This is a genomic window from Caballeronia sp. A2-2, assembly GCF_057612605.2.
Genome location: NZ_CM172588.1, coordinates 460,748 through 480,767 on the forward strand (window position 1 = coordinate 460,748; position 20,020 = coordinate 480,767).

A 20,020-nucleotide genomic window follows, 5' to 3' on the forward strand; every position below is an offset into this window, starting at 1 on the left:
ATCAATCCCTCAGACGCCGTGCAGCGACCGAACGCAGCACGCGGTAAAACAGAGCGGCAAACACGAGCGCGGCGAGCACGGCGGAGAGCACCAGAAGAATCGGGTGCGCCGAGAGCGCCCAGCGCATGTAGTGCATCGGCGAAAGCTGGCCGACGTAGTACGCCTCGCCATTGGACGTGACGGTGACGGTGCGGCCGTGGATCACCGCCATCGCGCCTTGAATCGACGGCAAGAGATCGTTGTCGAGCAGGGCGGCGGACAGGTCCGCGTCCGATTGACCCGCCGCGCTGATCAGCGCCACGGCGCTGCGGCCCGTCTTGAGCGGCGATTCGAAGCCGGTCAGGAGCGCATCGCCGCTGGCGCTGACGAGCGAGAGGTCCGCGCGCACCGGCGCGCGCTCGGGACCGTGCTCGCCGTGCCACCAGTCGACCACGCGGAAACCGACATCGGAAAGCTGGAAGGTGCGGGCATCGCCGTCGCCGGAAAAGGGCATGTTCTTCGCCCAGCGTTGCAGCAAGGGCTGACGTCCGGGCGAGCCGAGAATCAGCAAATCCTTGTCGGCGAAACGGTCCACGTCGTTCGCGCTCGTCACCGTCACGCCCGTCACCGGATAACCGGTCGATGCGCCCATCCGCCCCATTTCCAGCAAATACAGACTGTAGTCGGCCGGGTTCGGATCGTTCGGCAGCACGACGGCGGTCTGCGAGAGATCGGCCAGACGCGTGAACGGGAAGCCGCCATTGGCGAACGCCGCGAGATCGGGCAGCGCCATGTAATGCGGGAAGCTCGACAGATCGATGGTCGAGTTCGGATCGATCGCGCCGACCACGTTATCCAGCACGCGGCCCGTGCATTCGCCGGTCTTCGGGATGTCGTAATAGAAGTGCATGCGCAACTGCGCGCGCGGCGTGATGAGCAGCGGCGGCAAATACACTTCGCGGCGCGCGGCCACGGTCTTGTCCGGCATCACACGGCTGAAGTACTGGCCGAGATCGAAGGTGGACGTGGACACCGCAGGAATCCGCAGCGACTGCACGAAACCGTTGTTCACGCTGATATTGAGCGACGAACGATCCGGCGCGGGCCGCACGGTATAGCGATAACCGAGATCGACGGGCACGCCCTTGGTCTGCCACATGAACAGGTCAGGCGGCACGCGCAGGTTGATGCGCACGGCGTCCGCATCGTAGCCGTGGGCGCTCAAATCCTGCGCTTCGGCCAGTTCGCCGAAACGCACCGGGCGGTCGCTCGGCAGCCAGTTCGGGGCATCGTAGGGACGGCGCGGTTGCAGGTCGTTGAATTGCGTGATGGTCGCGCTCGTGCCCGACAGCGTGTTCTGTCCGACGCCAAGCGATTTCGCAGCGACCTTCAGTTCGTTCTCGTCGCGTCCGAGCACGAGGAGCAGGCGACCGCGCGCGTCCGCAGCACGGTCGAGCACGGCGATGGTCGGTCCCGACACTGGCGGAATGTCCACGCCCGCAAGCTTCGCATCGCCGATGGCGAACACCACGGCGTTGCCCGACAGCGGCACGTTGTCGGTCTGCGCCGGGAAGATCGCGCCGCGATAGCCCGCCTGCGAGCCGAAGTACGACGCCACCATGCCCGCGGCTTCGAGCGTCGGCAAACTCGGCTTGCCGGCGAACACGAACGGCAGTTCCAGACGGCGCACGTCGCGCCGGTCGAAGAAGGGCTGCGGCATCGCGGCGAGGTCGGGCTTGCTGGCAATCGCCGCATAGGTCAGATCGAGCGAACTCGCGTTGCTGACCGACGCCCACAACGTGGAGTTCGACGGATCTTCGCACTGCTGCGTGTAATGCCCGATCAACTGCACGTTCAGATGGTTGAACTCAGTGATGAAGCGCGGATCGATGGCCACATCGCGCGCCACGAGCGTGCCCGCCTGATCGCGCGGCACCGGCAGCGTCGCCGCCACTTCGCCGTTGATGAGCACCTTCAACTGCGAGATCGACGGCAGCAGCGAAGGCGAATAGCTGTAGATCAGATGCAGGACCGCCGCCGTCACCACTTCGTCGCCACGCACCGAGAACGCGATGCCGTTCTGGCCATCGGTGCCGCGCAGTTGCAGCGGATCGAGCGCGCCGTAATCGGCGAAGGAAAGCGTCTGACGACGACCGCCCGGCACCAGCGTGCCCGGATCGGCGGTAGTCGGCACGCGCGCGTTGAGCGGCTGCGCGGGCTTGCCGGAGAAAGCGGGCACCGGCATGGCGAGCGCGGGCTGCGCGATGCTCACCGGGTTGAACGTGACTGCCGGACTCGGCGCGGGCACATTGCCTACTCCCGTGGCTTGTTGCACGGCCTCGGCGGCGACCGCGAGCGGCGCGGCCAAAGCCGTCTGCAATGCAGCGAGCACGGCGAGCGCGCGCCACAGCGGTCTTTCGCTGAAACGCGGCGCGTGCTTGCCGGCGGCGTCGTCGACGCGCGATGTCTTGAGTACGTTGCCCATCATTGATCTTTGGTTTTCAGCTTGTTCGCATCGACCGGACTTTTTTGAGTCCAGGTCCGAAGGTCGCTGTACAAGTGCTCGAAGAGGCCAGCGATGCCGCGCGTGCCCACCAGCAGCACATGCGACAGCCCGCGCAGCGGCGTATCCGGGCGGCGGCCTTCGGACCATCCGGTCCAGGCGTCCGCGCGCGCGAAAGTGGTTTTCACGAAGTCGTATTCCTGCTCGCGCGTGAGTTGCGAGAAGCGCAGGCCGACGCGGCCAGGCTCGGAGAATCCGACTGTCGCGGGGAACGCGTATTCCTCATCGCCGCGGAAGAGCGAGACGGTCACGCGTTCGTGCATCGGCACTTCGATCTGGTTCGGCAGCTTCACGCCCACGCCGCCTTCCGAATAGTCGTGCGTCTCGCAGGCGAGCGTGCGGCCCGTGGAGAACTTGAGCATGACGGGCATCTTCATGGTCACGCGATGCGTCGAACGAACCTGCTTGCGCTCGCTTGCCGCCGCCACGGAAGCGCCGAGAATCAGCATGTTGTAGACCGTCCAGCAGAGGTTCAGCACGGTCGTCTGCACTTCGCTGTGAACATGCCAGTAAAGGCAGATATGCACGATGCCCGCGACGAAGCCGAGCAGGTTCAGCAGCAACAGGAACAGGTAGGGCCGCGAGATGTACCAGTCGAAGTAGTCCTTCGCGATCTGCCCACCTTTGGCCGTCACGTTGAACTTGCCGAGCTTGGGGTTGATGACCGCCAGCAGCGTCGGCGCGGTGATGTACGACGCCAGCACCGACTCATACACTTCCGCCCAGAACGAATGCCGGAAACTGCGCTGCATCCGCGAATTGGTGATGCTCGCGTGCATCATGTGCGGCAGCGCGAAAATCGCGATGGTGCTCGCGGCCGCTTCGATCACATGCGCGCCGAAGAACAGGTACGACAGCGGCGCGGTGAGGAACACGAGACGCGGCACGCCGTAGAAGAAGTGCATCATCGCGTTGAGATAGCACAGGCGCTGGCCGATTTTCAGGCCCTTGCCGGTGAGCGGATTGTCGATCCGGAAAATCTGCGTCATGCCGCGCGCCCAGCGAATCCGCTGGCCGATGTGGCCGGACAAACTTTCGGTGGCGAGACCCGCCGCCTGCGGAATCGAGAGATACGCGGTCGTGTAGCCGAGGCGGTGCAGCTTGAGCGCGGTGTGCGCGTCTTCCGTCACGGTTTCGACCGCGATGCCGCCGATTTCTTCCACCATCGTCCGGCGCAGCACCGCGCACGAACCGCAGAAGAAGGTCGCGTTCCAGAGGTCGTTGCCGTCCTGAACCAGCCCGTAGAACAGTTCGCCTTCGTTCGGCACCTTGCGGAACGTGCCGAGATTGCGCTCGAACGGGTCGGGCGAGAAGAAGTGGTGAGGCGTCTGCAACATGGCGAGCAGCTTGTCGCGCAAGAACCAGCCGAGGCAGATTTGCAGGAACGAGCGCGTGGGGATGTGATCGCAGTCGAAGATCGCGAGGTATTCGCCCTTGGTGATCTTGAGCGCCTCGTTGATGTTGCCCGCCTTCGCGTGACGGTTATGCGTGCGGATGGTCCAGTTGACGCCGATTTCCTCGCAGAACGCCTTGAATTCGGGGCGGCGTCCATCGTCGAGGACGTGGATCGAAATCTTGTCGGTCGGGTAGTCGAGCGCGAGCGCGGCGTAGATGGTCGGCTTCACGACCGAGAGCGGCTCGTTGTAGGTCGGGATGAAGACATCGACCGTCGGCCATTGCGTGCGGTCGGCGGGCAGCGGAATCGGCTTGCGCTTGAGCGGCCACGCGGTCTGGAAGTAGCCGAGCAGGAGAACCAGCGTCGCGTAGACTTCGGCGGCGACCAGCAGCAGTCCCCACGCGGCATCCAGCGGATGCTCCCAGTACGTGGTTTCGGTCAGACGCCAGTACATATAGCGGCTCGATGCCGTCACCGACAGCAGGATCATCACGAGCGTCGGATACTGGCCCGGCAAGCGTCGGAACAACATGGCCGACACGAAGCAGATAGTCGCGAAGATAAGCTGCTGACCGAACGCGAGCGGCACCGTCACGACGAAGTAAAACGCGAACAAGGCCAGCACCGTGATCAGCACAGCGACGATCTTGTTGCTCCACAGGCGCGCATCGACGAAACGTTCTAGACGCGTGTTCTTCTCGCTGATCTCGTGCTCGGGCGACGGAATCCGGGGCGCGCTCATGCTTGTTTCCTGGACGAAACCGAGATCGAATCGATGGCGGCGATGATCCAGTCGCCGCACGCGCGCAGATCGGCGGCGGCTTGCGAGAGCGGATCGTAGTGGATGATGGTCGTGTCGCACGCAAGCGATTCCGCGATGCCTTCATCCTGATGAACCACGCCGGGGAACAGCCGCGTGCCGAGCATGTTGCGCAGAACCTTGAGCACGTCCTTGCTCAACTGGCGCGACTGATCCACCTGATTGACCACGTACAACTGGCCCGCGAAGTTCTGGCGCGGCGCGGCGTACGCATCGATCATGCGTTCCATGCCGGGGATGGCGGCGTAGGATGCGGCATCGGCCAGCACCACGTTGAGCGCGAGATTCGCGGCCGTGAGCGCGGTGCGCGTGTAGACGGACGAGCCGGGCGGCGTATCGACGATCACGATGTCGTCGCGATCCAGCGCGAGCGAGTCCAGCGATTGCGCGAGCCACGTGGCGTCGGCATCCACGATCGACTCGAAGCGACGGCGGTCGTCTTCTACCACCGCGCCGTAGGGCAGGACCGTGACGCCATCGATGCCGTCGAACATCACGGTCTGCCAGGCATCGCGGCTGAGCGTGGCGCGCGAAATGCCATCGATGCTGTCGAGCGGAATGCCGAAATGCAGGCGCAGCGCGTTCTGCGGATCGAGATCGAGCACGATCACGCGGCGATTGCGCGAGGCGATCACCGAGGCGAGATTGGCGGCGAGCGTGGTCTTGCCGACACCGCCCTTGGCGGACACTACCGTGATGACTTTCATGAACGTGAGCCCCACGTGCGGCGCGGGCCGGTGTTGGTGGTGTGGTTGTTGTCGGTGCCGGCTTGCCGCAGGCGCGTGAATACGTCGTCGAGCGATTCGCCGCTGTTCGCCGGCGTGGATGGCGTCACGGCAGGCTGCGCTTGCGGCTGAAACATCTTGCCGAGGATGGAATGCGTGGCTTCCTGACGCGGCGCGCTGACGGTTTTTTCCGTGATGCGCGGAATGGACGGCACGTGCGCTTGCGCGGCAACCGGAGCCGTTTCTTCTTCGACCGCTTGCGCCAGCGCCGCGAAACGCGATGCGCTCAGCGAATCGAAGCGCGCGGCGTTATCGACCGGCGGAATCGTGCGGCGATGCGCCCGCGCGAAAAGCGGCGGCTTGCCTCGCGAGATCGGCTTCAGCGCGGCTTCCGGTTCAGGCTCGCTTGCAACCGGCGCATGTCTCGGCGTTACCTCGCCACGCTGCACGATTTCGGGAATCGCCGGCTGAGCAAGATCGAGCGTGGCAAGCAGCGGCCAGCGTGTACGGGCGTTCTTCGCCTCGTTCTCCCGGCCGATTTCCTGATAGTCACCGGCATTGCCGCCGAAATGATCGAACAATTTTTCGATGTCGCGCGAAGTATTCATGGTGCTGCATCCTCGTGTGCCCTGCGTGCTACTGGCCAATGCAACCGGACTCTTTTCCGATGACGCCGCCGTCTGTCGCGGCGGTCGTCCAAGCGTGCTCTACGGCAGCGCCGAATTGATTCTTGAGCGTTTTCTACGCGGTGTTGCGTGCGAGCCGGAATTCGACGGCGGTGTCGTCGCGGAATTCGCCGTTTTGCCTGACCGCCAGCCCTTGCGCGCCGAGGCCGCTCAGCCATCGCTGATACGCGCCTTCGAGAAACGCGGGCGTCCAGGCGAGCGCGCTTTCGCCGAATGCGGGAAGCGGCGCGCAATAGTGAACGATGCTCAAATGGTCGTGCCCATCCGACAGTTCGACGAAACCCCAGTCGCTCTCGCGCCAGACGGCGTTGAGGGCATCGGCGAGTTCGGCGGTGGAGGCGCAGGGCGGCAGCGGGCGCGCATCGGCGAAGCGGCCGCCGACGCGATGCATGAGTTGCCTGAGTTCCGCGCGGCCGATTTGCGCCTCGAATTCCTCGGCGAGCGCGGCGAGCAGGCCGCGCCACTGTCTGGAAATCTGACGATCGAAGAGGTAATCGAAGATAGCGGCCATAGTCTTTAAGAGGTCAAACCATACAGCGTGATCGATCGGTCGTTTTTACGTCAAACACCGGAAGAAACTCGTTGCCGTTAAGCATGAACTCGCGTGCTTTGTCCAGGCGCTATTACACGTCTGAAGTTACTTCATCAGGTTTTTTTTCGCCAGCAGAAAGGTTATCAGCGAATTTTTTTATTGAATTCGCCGAGTAACGTGGCTTAAAGGCTGCACTTTGGGCATTCAACCTGCCCGGTTAGTTGGACGAACGATCGACAGCATTCGTTTGCCGTTCCGCCGTTGCCCGGTGCCGTAAGCCTCTAGCCGCAAAGCGGGCGAAGTGTACCATTTTGTTAATGCTATGAAACTACAAATGCCGGATGTTAATCATACGGATTGACTTTTCGATGTCCTTTTGTCTGTTTTTTGCGTACGCGTGTCCTTCAATTGTCTGATTTAATGCCTCGTGCCGATAACAAGCAGATAATCGATTGCTTTAACAAGGTAAAAGCGACCGACACCGTTATTCGTCCGCTTTGACTTCAAAACGTATGGGCGAAAAAAAAGCGCCCCGGTCGGGGCGCTTCTTCATTGGAACAGATCGCGCTTATTGATTGGCGCGAACCGCATCCCGCACGGCATCCATGACGATGCCGTAGTCGAGCGGAATGTCGAGCGAATCGATGTAGCCGGGTTCTTCGGCGGACTCGAGCGGCTTGGCGTCGACCGGCAATGGCTGATAGGCGTTTTCGCCTGCCGGGTTGTCGCGTCCTTCGATGGCACCCTGCAATTGCGGATTCTTCACGATTAACTCCTCCGGAAATGGAGCGGCGAGGAAGTGCAATATACCTCAATTGTCATGACAAGTTGACGACTGCGTTTCTGGTGGTCTCGTCTTGAAGCGGCCACGGCCGGCGCGCCGGGATTCGCCGTCGCCGGGTGCTTCCAGAGAGCGCGGGGCCTTCCAGTTTAATGGCGTCGGCGGCATTCAAACGCGCTTCTGGATTATGACGGCCGCGTGTCGGTATTGTCTGGCGCATCGATAACCGGCGCGGTTATTGCCTGAAATCAGGGTTGTGACCTGCATGAAGGAATGGTCGGACAAAGCAAAGCTTTCTCCACCGTGCTCCGGCATCGGAATAGACGTTTGATAAGAGGCCAGATAGGCGCGTGTTTGTTCGCGTGATCGACCGCCTTGCGCCGGCTTCTCCCAAGCCCCGCAACTGGCCAAACAAGGAGAAATGACGAATGAGCAATATCGCGATCATCGGTGCGACGGGCAATGTCGGCAGCCGGCTACTGGAGGAGGCGTTGCGGCGTGGGCACACCGTCACGGCGCTCGCGCGCGATACATCGAAGGTACAGGCGCGGCCTGGCGTTACGCCCCGACTAGTCGATGCGCTCGACGCCAGCGCCCTCGCCGAAACGCTCACGGGACACGATGCAGTGTTCAGCGCCATGCGCTTCGCGGGCGTTCCCGAGAGCGCGATTGTCGGGCCGGTGAAGCGCGCCGACGTCACGCGGTTGCTGGTCGTAGGTGGCGCGGGAAGTCTTTACGCCTCGCCCGGACAGCGCGTGCTCGATCAACCGGGTTTTCCCGACGCATACAAGCCGGAAGCCACCGCAGCCGCCGCGTTTCTCGATGCATTGAGACGTGAACGCGGTCTGGACTGGACTTACGTTTCGCCATCGGCGGAATTCGTGAGCGGACCGCGCACGCGAATTTTCAGGCTGGGCGTGGACGAGCTATTGATCGATCGAAGCGGGCGAAGCTGGATTTCGTTCGACGATTACGCCATCGCCTTTCTCGATGAGTTCGAAAACGGCGCGCATATCAAACAGCGCTTCACGGTTGGATATTGAGACGTCTTCAAACGAACGCGGCGGCATGATTGCGTGCCGCCGTGTTCGTTTGTATCAGCCATGAAAATCGACTTCGACTTCTTCGTCGCTTTTCGGCATGGCGGCGGCGAGGATCATCGCCGATGCATTTTGTGGTTTGGGATCACGTTGCGACGGACGATATACCTGATCGCCTCGATGAATCGGCATGCCCGATAACGAACAAATCCCTTCCGATGTCGCAGTGGTGGCGCGCCAGCCCTGATATCCATAATGGCAGGTGCCAGGGTCCGACCAATAAACGAGGGCCGTTGCGCTGCTCGGGCGCTCGATCACGCGAACGACCGCTTCGGGAAAAGGCAGACGATCATTTGCCGGCCGCGGATGCGGATGCGCGCGATACCAATCACGCGTGAGTTGTTCGAGAAAATCGCTTTCAGCACGTGCAGTTTTTTGTGACGGGGCGACGCGAACGGTGTCCTTGGGAACCGTCTCCAACTGATGGACGGTTTGTGACCACGGGTCCGCTAATTTCGAAAAAGCTGTCATGGCATGGTTCCAGGCTTTGACTCGACCTAGAACGTACCCTGTTAAGCATATTCCGATAAATACTGCATCGGTGAAAACACTGTCCCGTTCCCGCGAATAATCGCGCGGCGAATTACATCGCGCAGCTTGCCCGTTCGACTGGAGGCCCCACGCGAAGCCTTGCCTGGTAAGGGTTGGCTCGGTCTCGCGCTGACCGTTCAGACCTGCCGTCATATGACGGCGACCTGACTATCTGACAAGTGCCTTTCGTGTGCAGAGGGCGTGCTAACGTTTGCCGTTGCAATGAAACCCGCGACGCTCGGCGGCCCGGTGGGCGTGGCTTTGCTCCTGCATCGCAGATGAGCTCGGACCGGCACGCGGCAAGAGCAATCAAACCACGGGGTAGCCCTTGTTCGTCCAGTTCGAACAATACGGCAATTTTGTTCGATGGCACAAAACCACACAGCGCGCTGGACTTGAGAACCCACTCGGAACGCCGTGCCGCGCGCTTTCGAGCCGGTCCACGACGGTGCCCTCAGACCGCGTTGGCTTTCTGGCGATAAGGGCAAATCGAATTTCGTTAAGGGCCACGGTTGGCTGGATTGTCACCGTCAACTTGAGTTAAATCGATATAAATACTGACAAGCGGCAACTAAATAAAATATTTTATTGTCGTTAGATATCTAAATATCTGGCGAGGCATTTAATTTACCCGAGAATTTCATTTTCACGATGAAAAATTAAGAATATTAACCATGATTTAATTCAACGCCGTGGCTAGAATCTTTTCTAACGAATCGATGTTGATCTCCGCCGGATCGCTATACTAGTCGGTGGTCATGCGATTTAAACATTGCTTCGTTCGGTTAATTTTTATTAGGAATTGTCATGCAAAAGATTCAACGCAACGCACTCGTAGCAGCACAAATCGCTGGTGGCTCGGGCAAAGGCTCGTCGTCGGCTGATTCGACCACTTCGGTCACGGTTGATATTCCGTCGAATTAAGTCTATCCGGATTTAAGCACAACAGCAGGCGCCCTAAGGCGAATGCTATCACCCGCTTCAGCCATTCAGCAAATGGTTGAAGCCTGTTATTCATATCGAGGTATTTCAAATGCAAATGATCGAACGCAACGCATTGGCACAAGCGCAAATTTCGGGTGGCACGGGCAAGGGCTCGTCGTCTTCCAGCACGGACACGTCGGTGACAATCGATATCACGACCCCGCCGGGCAACTAATCTGGCTGCGACGGTTTCGAGCTTCAAAGCACGTGTAATCCCGCGATAAAGACTAGCAAAAACGACTCGGCCGTTTCTGCTTAGTCATAGCGCGCACGTCGGATTTTCCGCCGTGCGCGCTTTTTCATTTAAAATAGTTATTAATTTTTGTCGGCTGTGTCTTTGCTTGCGTAACGCGCTAGGCAGCATTTAAGCTTTATTCGCGGCTTTTCTTTGCGCTTGTTCAAAATTTAGTTGCCTGTGATCTGGATATACTTACGAATGCTTGGAGTGGCACTCAAAATCCTTGGGCAGGCACTTAAAAAATAAACCGTAAGCGATAAAAATTCAGAATATTGCACAAGATAAATTTATCTCGGCTAGGGATAATTTCGCTCGCTGATCAATCGACGCAGCGAATGTGAAACGCTCTACACGCTTGAAGCGTTTTGCACGGTCCGCATCGATCTGGAATGGCGCGATTCGGTATCGCTCGGGTTTCGTACACCTTCAAGGTTGAAACGAAGCGCCCGAGGCAATCACCACTATCCCTATATTTGCCTGGAGCATCTTGCATGAAAACTTCCGTTATCTCGGCGCTTGTCGCTGCAGTCCTTGGTTTCGCCGCAACCGCCGCGCACGCTCAGAGCGTGGGTGACGGCACGATCACCTTCAACGGCGCGCTGACCGCCACGACTTGCACGATCAACGGCAACGGCTCGTCGTCGAAGGACTTCACGGTCACGCTGCCGACGGTTTCGACCAGCATCCTGACCGCCAAGGGCGACACCGCAGGCACCACGGGATTCAATATCGCGCTGACGGCGTGTTCGCCGGTCACGAGCACGAGCACGGCGGCGGCGTTCTTCCAGTCGGGTCTGACCACCGATCTCTCCGACGGTATGTTGAAGGTCGACGACGGTGGCGCGACCAACGTCAAGCTCCAGCTGCTCAACCAGGACATGTCGGCGATCAAGGCGGGCTTCTCGCGCGAACTGCAGGGCTCGGCATCGACCAGCATCGCGTCCGGCGCGGCCACGCTGTACTACAACGTGCAGTATTACGCGGAAGGCGCGACCACGGCAGGCGCGGCCAATTCGTCCGTGGTCTACAGCATCGACTACCAGTAACGGTATCGCGCGATGCGCGCGGATCTCCCGGCTGCGGAGATCCGCGCGGGCACGGAGCGGGCTCTTTCGCGAGCCCGCCGCTTTTCAAGTATTCGCTCGGTCCGGGCTTCTCTTCCTCAACTATGAAACTGGCAAACAGACTGCTAATTCTCGTGACATTCGGCGTCACGATGCTGGGGTTCGTCGCCCAGTCGCGCGCTTCGGTCGTGATCGCGGGCACGCGCGTGGTGTACAACCAATCCGACTCGGAAGTGACCGTCAGGCTGACGAACAACGGCAAGCTGCCGGGACTCGTCAAAGTCTGGCTCGACCGTGGCGACCCGGACGCGAAACCCGACACGATCGACGTGCCGTTCACCATCACGCCGCCGATGATGCGGATCGATCCGACGAAGTCGCAGACTTTGCGCATCATGTTCGCCGGGGATCCTTCGCTGCCCGCCGATAAAGAATCGATCTTCTATCTCAACGTGCTCGAGGTCCCGCCCAAGCCGACAGGCGACGAGGCCTCCGCCAATCAGTTGCAACTGGCTTTCCGGACCCGCATCAAGTTCTTTTTCCGGCCGTCGGGCCTGAAAGGGCAGGCAACGGACGCTGCCGACAAGATCGTGTGGCATCTGAAACACGACGGCGCGTCGAATATGCTCGTAGCCGACAACCCGTCGCAATACTTCGTCTCGTTCGATCGCGTCGAAGTGACCAACGGCAAGCTGAGCGCCGCCTACGATCGCGGCGGCATGGTGCCGCCGGGCGAGTCGAAGACGTTCCCGCTCGCCGGCACGCTTCCCGGCGCCGATGCCAAGGTCGGCTATACCGCGATCAACGATTACGGTGGCCCGCAAACCGGCGACGCACGCCTGACACCGTGACATCGCCGCGATCGCCGGAATTCTCAATTCCCTGATTCACACATAGCGTCCGTTTTCCCCGGGCGATGACTTCGGAATGCGGGTGCGCAAGCCGCGCGTCTTGCCGCGCTCGCCTTCCCATGCCGTACGTTTCGGAAACCTAAATGAGTAAGCAATGCCGTAGCGCTGGTTTATCCGGCTTTCCTCTCAGGCCAATCAGCGTCGTTTCGCTTCAGGCTTTCGCCGCGATGGGCTTCACCGGCCACGCCTGGGCCGACACGCCCGCACCGCAGGCGGCCGTGCAGCAGTTTGCCGAGGTCGAGTTCAACGATCGGTTTCTCGATGCCGGCAGTGCCGACAAGATCGACATTTCGCGCTTTAATAAAGGCCAGGAGATTCTGCCGGGTACGTATCGCGCGGACACTTACGTCAACCAGACATGGTCGGGCAAGCTCGATATCGACATCCGCGAGAGCGGCGACGACAAGAAGACGCTGCATGTCTGCTTCAATGCCGAACTGCTGGATCGTCTGGGTGTCGATCGGACCAAACTGTCGCCCGAGGCGGCGGACAAACTCGCATCGGCGGAGGGTGGTTGCATCGATGTGTCGGAACTGATTCCCGCTGCCACCGCGTTTTTCGACAGCGGCGAGCAGCGGCTCGACATCAGCATTCCGCAGATCGTCATGCGTTCCCGCGCGCGCGGTTACGTCGACCCGAAATACTGGGACGACGGTATCCCTGCGGCCACGCTGCAGTACAACGCGAACGTGTATCACACGTCGTCGGCGGGCAGGGACAGCGACTCGCAATATCTCGGTCTGGTGGGCGGTCTCAACGCGGGGCCGTGGCGTTTCCGTTATCAGGGCAACCTGACGCACGACAACATCGGCGGTCAGCACTATCAGAGCGTCGCGACTTACGCGCAGCGTGCCTTCAAGGACATCAAGAGCCAGTTGACGATCGGCGACATCTACACGGATGGCTCGCTGTTCGACAGCTACGGCGTGCGCGGCGTCACGCTCGGCACCGATGACCGCATGTATCCCGAATCGCAGCGCGGCTATGCGCCGATCGTGCGCGGCATCGCGAACAGTAACGCGAAGGTGCAGATCCGCCAGAACGGCGCGATCATCTATGAAACCACGGTCGCGCCGGGTGCGTTCGAGATCACCGATCTGTATCCCACGGGCTACGGCGGCAATCTGGATGTCATCGTCACCGAGGCGGACGGGTCGCAGCACGTGTCGTCGGTGCCGTATGCGGCGGCGGTGAACGCGCTGCGTCCGGGCGTGACGCGTTACAACGCGACGGTCGGCCAGTACCGCGACATGACGGTGGACATTCACCCGTTCGTGTCGCAGTTCACGGTGCAGCACGGCATCAATAACCTGCTGACGCTGTACGGCGGTTTTGTTGGCGCCGACATGTATTTCGCCGGCATGGTGGGCACCGCGCTGAATACGAAGCTCGGCGCGTTCGGCATCGACTTCACGGAATCCAGTGCGAGCAGCAAGATCGGCGGCGCGCACAACGGCGCGAGCGTGCGGCTGAGCTATAGCCGTTTGTTCGAGCCGACCAACACCAATCTGGCGATTGCGGCCTATCGCTACTCGACCAACGGCTTCTACAGCCTGCCGGACGCCGTGATGATGCGGCAACTGACCGACCGCGGCCAGGCGAGTGAAATGACGCCGCGTTCCAAGGCGCGCCTGCAACTGACGCTGAACCAGAGCCTGGGTTCGGATGGCCGTTTCGGTTCGATCTACGCGGTGGGTTCGATCACCTCGTACTGGAACCAGTCGAACCGCGACACGCAGTATCAGGTGGGTTACAGCAACAACTGGCGTCAGTTGACCTACGGTGTATCGCTTATGCGGCAATTCGTGGTCAACACAAACCGCTGGGACAACCGCGTGATGGCGAGCGTGTCGATTCCGCTGGGCTTCGGCGCTCACGCCCCGCGTGCGCAGACCAACTACCAGCACGATTCGATGGACGGCAGCAATACGTTCCAGCAGTCCGTCACCGGCACGCTCGGGGCCGACAACGCGTTCACGTACGGCATCAACGGAACGTATTCCGATGGCGGTCATAACGGCAGCGCGACGGGAAGCGGCGGCGGCAACATCGGTTATATGTCGCCGGTCGCGCAGCTCATGCTCAACGGCAGCTCGGGCAATCACTACTCGCAGGTCGGCGCGGGCGTCAGCGGCGGCGTGGTGGCATGGCGCGGCGGTGTGGCGTTCACGCCGAACATGAGCGACACCGTCGCGATCGTCGACGCGAAGGATGCGGCCGGCGCGCGCGTCACCAACGGCGCGGGGCTGCGGATCGACCCGTGGGGACACGCCATCGTGTCGGGCATCCAGCCGTATTCGGCCAACGACATCGAAGTCGATCCGAAGGGCTTGCCGATGAACGTCGCGCTGAAATCAACCGTGCAGCGGACCGCGCCGACCGCGGGCGCGGTGGTCGATATCAAGTTCGATACCGAGGACACGGGACGTTCCGCGCTCATGCGTCTGAAGCAGGCGGACGGTAGCCCGTTGCCGTTCGGCGCCAGCGTGCTCGACGAAGCGAACAACAGCGTGGGGACGGTGGCGCAGGGCAGCCGGATCATCGCCACGGGTCTGAAGGCCGATGCAGGCACGCTCAACGTCAAATGGGGCGACGCGCCGAACCAGCGCTGCGCGGTGCGTTATCAGTTGCCCGCGTTCGACAAGAAGGCGCAGGGCGCACCTGCATCGCTCGATCTTGGTGTTTGCCAATGAGCGCGAACGTCACTACACAACAGGTAATGCGTATGAATTCTTCAAGCCGATTTTCTTTGGTGCTTGCGCGGTGGCTGCTGGCGCTGATGGCGCTGACCTTTTGGACGGGGCACGCGTGGGCCGCGGCGACCTGCTCGCTGCTTTCGCCGGTCAGCGCCATCAGCGGCCTGCCGGCCACGGTGGCCGTGGCGCGCGATCTGCCGAACGGTTCGTTGCTGACAGGCTGGGCTTCCTCGCCGATGTCTGGCAACTATTGGAAGTGCTCGGTCACGGGTGGCACCTATACCGGCACGGCGTTCCAGAAGGCCGGCATCACCGCGGCCGGACCCACGAGCTTCACGGTTCCGTTCACGTCCGGTGGCACCTTCTCGGTGTACCCGACCAACGTGCCGGGCGTGGGCATCGCGATGGGCGGTTATATCAACAACAGCGGCTTTGTGTACGGTCCCGTCGACTTTCCGCATTTGGGCCGGCAACAGGGGAACACCGGGATCAGCTCGACCAACAATGGCGGACAGCTGTTTGTCGCGCTCGTGAAGACCGGCGACATCACGCCCGGAACGGTTTCCGGACTGATCGCGCAGGCTTACGCGTGGATCACTCAGACCCTCCCTCCCGCCGGACTGGATCCCACCGCTGGCGTGATCGATTTCAACGTCCCGCCGGTGATCGTAACCGTGCTGACTTGTCAGACACCGGATGTGAATATCCCGCTGGGACCGCACTGGCCGCAAGACTTGCCTGCCGTGGGGCCCTCGCCGAACAAGTCGCGCAACTTCACCATCAATTTCAATAACTGCCCGAGCGGGACTGCGGTTGCCGGCACGCAGGCGGGGTTGATCCATAACATCCAATACCGTATCGACCCGTCCAACGACATCGCACCAGGGTTCGCCAACGTCGCAGCGCTGGATAGTGGCCAGAGCGCGGGCGGTGTCGGCATACAGCTTTATGACAGCACCGGCGCGGTCTTTCCGCTCAAGAGTTACCAGACGTTGAGCGGCTTCGACGGCACGAAGGCAGGCGCCTATGCCTTGAACATGTCCGCGCGCTACTACCGCACCGGAACATTGCAGGCCGGCAACGCCAACGCAACCATGACACTCACCGTCCTTTATCAGTAGGTCCGGCAGCGGAACTGCCTGAACTGCCGGAATTGCCAGGAATTGCCTGGTGCCCGGCCGCATGCGCCGGGACCTCGTCTTTATCACCCAAGAAGGAGCACTTTGAAATGAAAAACCTGAAGCTCGCCATCGCCATCGCTTCCACCGCCACATTGCTGAGCGCACATTCCGCATTCGCTGCGGACGCTCAACTCAACTTCACCGGAACGATCATCCTGCCTACCTGCACGGTCGATCCGAACTCGCAATCGCAAACCATCCCGCTCGGCACGGCGAAGACCACCGACTTCTCCGCCGTGGGAAGCACGCTGAACAGCACGGCGTTCGATATCAAGCTGAATAGTTGTGCCGACGGAACACACGTCACCATGACGGTGAACGGAACATCCGACACGCTCAACAGTGTTCTGAAGAACACGGGAACTGCGCAGCAAGTCGGCGTGCAATTGCTTTCCGCGACGAACGTGGGAGACACGACCGGAACGGCGCTCGCACTAAACAGTGCGCTGCAACTCGGACTTGTCGATGCAAGCGGTTCGATGACCATTCCAATGGTTGCGCAATTTTATCGGTTGGGCACAATGACGGGCGGCACCGTTTCGTCGGTCGCCACCGTGAATTTTACGTATAACTAAGTAAATTCTGGTTTTTTCTTACTCAAGGAGTTGCAGTGAAGAAGATTGGACGTTGTGAACTGGGTGCAGCCCATGTTGCCGCCGGTGCATCCAAAGGCTCGAGTAATGCCACGTCGAGCACTAATGTGAATATCAAGATCACCGTCAACGATGGCGGTAATAATATACTTGTAAGATAAATCATCTTTTCAAGTTGAAAAGCCACCGGGAGCGGTGGCTTTTTATTTGCTTCCGGGTTTTGACGCGAAATAGAGGCATTCTTTTATTTTTAAATTGCCAATTGGCAATTAATGTACTTGATAAGTTGCCTTGAGCAATATAAACAACGATTTTTTCAACGGCACTATAGGATTAGGAATATTCGCAGTTCCCTAATGAAATAGAGAAGCCTATTATTCACTTCCGGTTGATATACCTTTGTGCAAACAGGTGTTCTTTTTAGGTAAGCCCAAAAAGAATTCGACCGGATTTTCTTCCAAAAAATTTTTGAGGTAAAAATAAAATGCAAAAAATCGCTCGCACGGATTTGATCAAGGCAGAAGTCGCTGGTGGTTGCTGCAAGGGCAGCAGCTCAGCTTCTTCGTCGACCACGGTCGTCATTAACATTACGCAGTAATGTCGTACCTCGGGATTATCGAATCTCGATAATCCGGTGTATGTTTTTCAACTTTATCTCAAGGATAAAAAATGCAAAAGATCGCTCGCGAAGTTCTGGTTCAATCGCAAATCGCTGGTGGTGCGGGCAAGAACAGCTCGGAATCGTCGTCCAGCACGACGGTTGACGTCACGATCGGTTCGTAAGAACCCATTGTCTCCCAATCGCGCTTTCATGCCGCAGATGATTGAGCGTGCGGGGGTGTGATAATCGTCGTGCGACTGCATGGCGATAATCCAGGAGAGGCGTCCGCAAGGTCGCCTCTCTGTGTTGGCTTGTGATCTTGTTTATAGCGCGCATCGAGTCGCGCGAACTCATCTCTGCGAATTCCTTTCCAAATAAGCACCCCAGAACTTCCGATGTCCCCGTTTCGTTTCCCGTTAAAAAAATGGATTGCCACTGCGCGCTTCCGCGTCAGGCGAGCCATTATCGGCCGCATTCCACCGCATGCCATGGCGCCTTTGTCGTTGGCCTGGTGGCGCGTGGGCGCGCTGTTCAGCGCATCGTGCAAAGCACAGGGTGTGACGCGCGCGGAATTCGGCCGGGATGTGCTGAAGCTGCCGCAAGACCAAGTCGGCCGCATGTGCGCGTCGTTGCAACTGGAAAAGCTGATCGATCAACGCATTTACTTCGGTCGCGCCATTCGCAAGAACGAGGCTTGGCCCGATCTCGACGCGGTGGCCAGGCTGCTTGCGGATCGCACGATGCAACTCCGGCGCGAGGCGCCGAATCGTCCAGTGTTCCTGTCGCCGTTTCATTACGTGTCGCAGTACGCCAATATTTATATCGTGGAACGCGTGGCCCAATTGCTGGGGCTGGGTTCCATGTCCGTGGTGTCCGGCGTGCCGAGAAATCAGTACGGCAACGATAACGCGCTCATCCCCGGCATCAAGGTGCTCTATACGTATGGGGACACGAATCGCGGCGGCCTGGGCGTGCGAGTCGCGCGGGCGCTGAAGCGGGACGGTGTCGCCGTGCTGTTCGCAGACGTACCGCCGTTCACCATGCATCGGTATCCTATGGAAACGGTCGGCGTGTCCATTCTGGGTCGCCCCGCGCGCATCCATAACGGCGTGTTCCGCATGGGCGGCGGATTCGGCGCGGTGCTGCTGCCGTTCTATCTGCGTTACGACCGCGCGCGATTCGAAGCGCGGCTGTTCGACGAAATCCCGCTCGCTGACGCCGATGCGCCTCAGCGCGTGGCCGACTGCATCCAGATCGCGCTAATGGATAACTACCCGCAGTTCACGTGCGCCGGACATCCCGCGTTATACGCGTTCGCCGCGGCCAAATAACGCCTTCGCGCCGCGTCCTGCCGTCGAAATGTCGCAGGCGTCGCGGGTGCATCGCAAGAACCTGACTTCATGCAACCAACTCCGTTACCTCAATTCAAGGACGTGCCGTGGCGATGGATCGCCTATGCCGCGTCCGCGTTCGTGATATTCGCGGTCGGCTTCGGCTTCGTCCACACAATGGAACTCAAGCAGGACGTGCCGTGCGAGATCGTGTCGCCATCGGAAGTGAAGATTCGCGGCCTGGGCGGGCTCGTTTCCGCCATCTACGTGAAGCCGTCCGAGAAGGTCGTTCCCGGCTCGCCGCTTTTCAAGCTCCAGCGCGATTTGTCCCTGGCGACCGACGGCCTGCAAAAGCAGGTCTTCGATGAAAAAATGCGCGATGAGCAAATCCGCTCGGTCGACGATCAATACACCGAACGCCGCGCGCAACTCGATGCGCAACGCGAGTCTGCGCGCCTGACTGAAGCGAGCCGTCGCGCGGAACTTGGCGCGCTGGACGATCAGATCGCGCAAAACCGTCAACTCGTGGATGAATACCAGCAGCGGCTCACGCGTGTCGATTCCGTGTCGGAATACGTGACGTCGGACAAGGTCGAGCAGGCGCGCGCGGACGTGCATCAAGGTAAAGCGACGGTCGCGCAGGGCGTGGCACGCCGCCAGCAACTTGCCGGCGATGTCGGCTCGTCACGCACCGCGCAGGCGGACCTCGACGCGCAGTTGCGCGAACTCGACGCCCGTCACGCGCGCGATGTTCAGGACATCCGCGCGCGCTTCGAACAGGCGCGGCTGGACTCGACCGTGTCCGCGCCGAACGCAGGCACAGTGACATTCTCGGCGCTGGTCGCGGGCCGCATGCTCGCGCCTTCGGACGTCGCGCTCGTCATCGCGACGGACAACAACGGTCCGTTGCGCGCGGCGCTGAGCATTCCCTCGCGGCGTCGCGGCTTCGTGCGCGAAGGGCAGATCGTCCGGCTCAAGCTGGATGCCTTCCCCTACGCCAAGTTCGGCACGTACGAGGCGCGCATCGATTCCATTTCTTCGACGACCGTGCTGCCCGCGAGCCCGCCGACCACACCCGCCGCGCAAAACGACCCCGGCACCGGCGGCGAGCCCGACACAACGGATGCCGGCAAAGATAGCGACGGCGACTACCTCGCCTGGGCCACGTTGAAGGGCAATACCTTCGACTTCGAAGGCCAGCATTACGCCATTCTTCCGGGCATGCGCGCGACCGCGAGCATCGTGGTCGAAAGAAGAACGATTGCAGAGTGGGTGCTTGCACCTTTGTTCAGAATGTTGAGAGGCTGA

The 20,020-nt window shown here is 60.5% G+C and carries 16 protein-coding genes; 9 read left to right on the forward strand and 7 right to left on the reverse strand.

The window, feature by feature from the left end; translation table 11 throughout:
* Position 1: 1 nt before the first annotated feature.
* The 6 genes from bcsB to ACZCWR_RS18340 all read right to left on the reverse strand — a co-directional run bounded on the left by bcsB (position 2) and on the right by ACZCWR_RS18340 (position 7,467).
* Positions 2-2,464: a cellulose biosynthesis cyclic di-GMP-binding regulatory protein BcsB gene (bcsB, locus tag ACZCWR_RS18315; protein ID WP_487304740.1), complete on the reverse strand. Its 2,463-nt coding sequence runs from the start codon at positions 2,462-2,464 to the stop codon at positions 2-4.
* Positions 2,464-4,680 (reverse strand): UDP-forming cellulose synthase catalytic subunit, encoded by a 2,217-nt coding sequence (bcsA, locus tag ACZCWR_RS18320; RefSeq protein ID WP_487304401.1) that lies wholly within the window; start codon positions 4,678-4,680, stop codon positions 2,464-2,466. Before bcsA ends, bcsB begins: the two co-directional genes overlap by 1 nt.
* Positions 4,677-5,465 (reverse strand): cellulose biosynthesis protein BcsQ, encoded by a 789-nt coding sequence (bcsQ, locus tag ACZCWR_RS18325; RefSeq protein WP_487304402.1) that lies wholly within the window; start codon positions 5,463-5,465, stop codon positions 4,677-4,679. The genes bcsA and bcsQ overlap by 4 nt, the downstream gene beginning before the upstream one ends.
* Positions 5,462-6,091 carry a cellulose biosynthesis protein BcsP gene (bcsP, locus tag ACZCWR_RS18330; RefSeq protein WP_487304403.1) on the reverse strand — a complete coding sequence of 210 codons (630 nt, stop codon included), beginning with the start codon at positions 6,089-6,091 and terminating at the stop codon, positions 5,462-5,464. The genes bcsQ and bcsP overlap by 4 nt, the downstream gene beginning before the upstream one ends.
* 133 nt (positions 6,092-6,224) lie before the next feature.
* Entirely contained in the window at positions 6,225-6,680 is a 456-nt protein-coding gene (gene bcsD / locus ACZCWR_RS18335) for a cellulose biosynthesis protein BcsD (protein WP_487304404.1), read from the reverse strand.
* Between the two features lie 589 nt (positions 6,681-7,269).
* A complete protein-coding gene (locus ACZCWR_RS18340) occupies positions 7,270-7,467 on the reverse strand; it encodes a hypothetical protein (protein WP_487304405.1) in 198 nt (65 codons plus the stop codon).
* A 443-nt stretch (positions 7,468-7,910) separates the two neighbouring features.
* On the opposite strand from ACZCWR_RS18340, the gene ACZCWR_RS18345 reads away from it, so the two are divergent.
* Positions 7,911-8,525 (forward strand): NAD(P)-dependent oxidoreductase, encoded by a 615-nt coding sequence (locus tag ACZCWR_RS18345; RefSeq protein ID WP_487304406.1) that lies wholly within the window; start codon positions 7,911-7,913, stop codon positions 8,523-8,525.
* A gap of 54 nt (positions 8,526-8,579) precedes the next feature.
* Here the strand turns inward: ACZCWR_RS18345 and ACZCWR_RS18350 are convergent, their stop codons facing one another.
* Positions 8,580-9,053 (reverse strand): DUF3331 domain-containing protein, encoded by a 474-nt coding sequence (locus ACZCWR_RS18350; RefSeq protein WP_487304407.1) that lies wholly within the window; start codon positions 9,051-9,053, stop codon positions 8,580-8,582.
* Positions 9,054-10,146: 1,093 nt separating this feature from the next.
* Here ACZCWR_RS18350 and ACZCWR_RS18355 point away from each other — a divergent pair.
* The 8 genes from ACZCWR_RS18355 to ACZCWR_RS18390 all read left to right on the forward strand — a co-directional run bounded on the left by ACZCWR_RS18355 (position 10,147) and on the right by ACZCWR_RS18390 (position 20,020).
* Positions 10,147-10,272 (forward strand): hypothetical protein, encoded by a 126-nt coding sequence (locus ACZCWR_RS18355; protein WP_487304408.1) that lies wholly within the window; start codon positions 10,147-10,149, stop codon positions 10,270-10,272.
* A gap of 554 nt (positions 10,273-10,826) precedes the next feature.
* Positions 10,827-11,381, forward strand: a complete 555-nt coding sequence (locus tag ACZCWR_RS18360) for a fimbrial protein (RefSeq protein ID WP_487304409.1) — start codon at positions 10,827-10,829, stop codon at positions 11,379-11,381.
* Positions 11,382-11,551: 170 nt separating this feature from the next.
* Entirely contained in the window at positions 11,552-12,250 is a 699-nt protein-coding gene (locus ACZCWR_RS18365) for a fimbria/pilus periplasmic chaperone (protein WP_487304410.1), read from the forward strand.
* A gap of 143 nt (positions 12,251-12,393) precedes the next feature.
* Complete coding sequence (locus ACZCWR_RS18370) at positions 12,394-15,003, forward strand: fimbria/pilus outer membrane usher protein (protein ID WP_487304411.1); 2,610 nt, start codon at positions 12,394-12,396, stop codon at positions 15,001-15,003.
* On the forward strand, positions 15,000-16,127 hold the full coding sequence (locus ACZCWR_RS18375) for a fimbrial protein (RefSeq protein ID WP_487304412.1): 1,128 nt from the start codon (positions 15,000-15,002) through the stop codon (positions 16,125-16,127). Before ACZCWR_RS18370 ends, ACZCWR_RS18375 begins: the two co-directional genes overlap by 4 nt.
* A 107-nt stretch (positions 16,128-16,234) precedes the next feature.
* Positions 16,235-16,762 (forward strand): fimbrial protein, encoded by a 528-nt coding sequence (locus ACZCWR_RS18380; RefSeq protein ID WP_487304413.1) that lies wholly within the window; start codon positions 16,235-16,237, stop codon positions 16,760-16,762.
* A gap of 1,122 nt (positions 16,763-17,884) precedes the next feature.
* Positions 17,885-18,712: a lysophospholipid acyltransferase family protein gene (locus ACZCWR_RS18385; protein ID WP_488876494.1), complete on the forward strand. Its 828-nt coding sequence runs from the start codon at positions 17,885-17,887 to the stop codon at positions 18,710-18,712.
* Between the two features lie 69 nt (positions 18,713-18,781).
* Positions 18,782-20,020 (forward strand): HlyD family secretion protein, encoded by a 1,239-nt coding sequence (locus ACZCWR_RS18390; RefSeq protein WP_487304415.1) that lies wholly within the window; start codon positions 18,782-18,784, stop codon positions 20,018-20,020.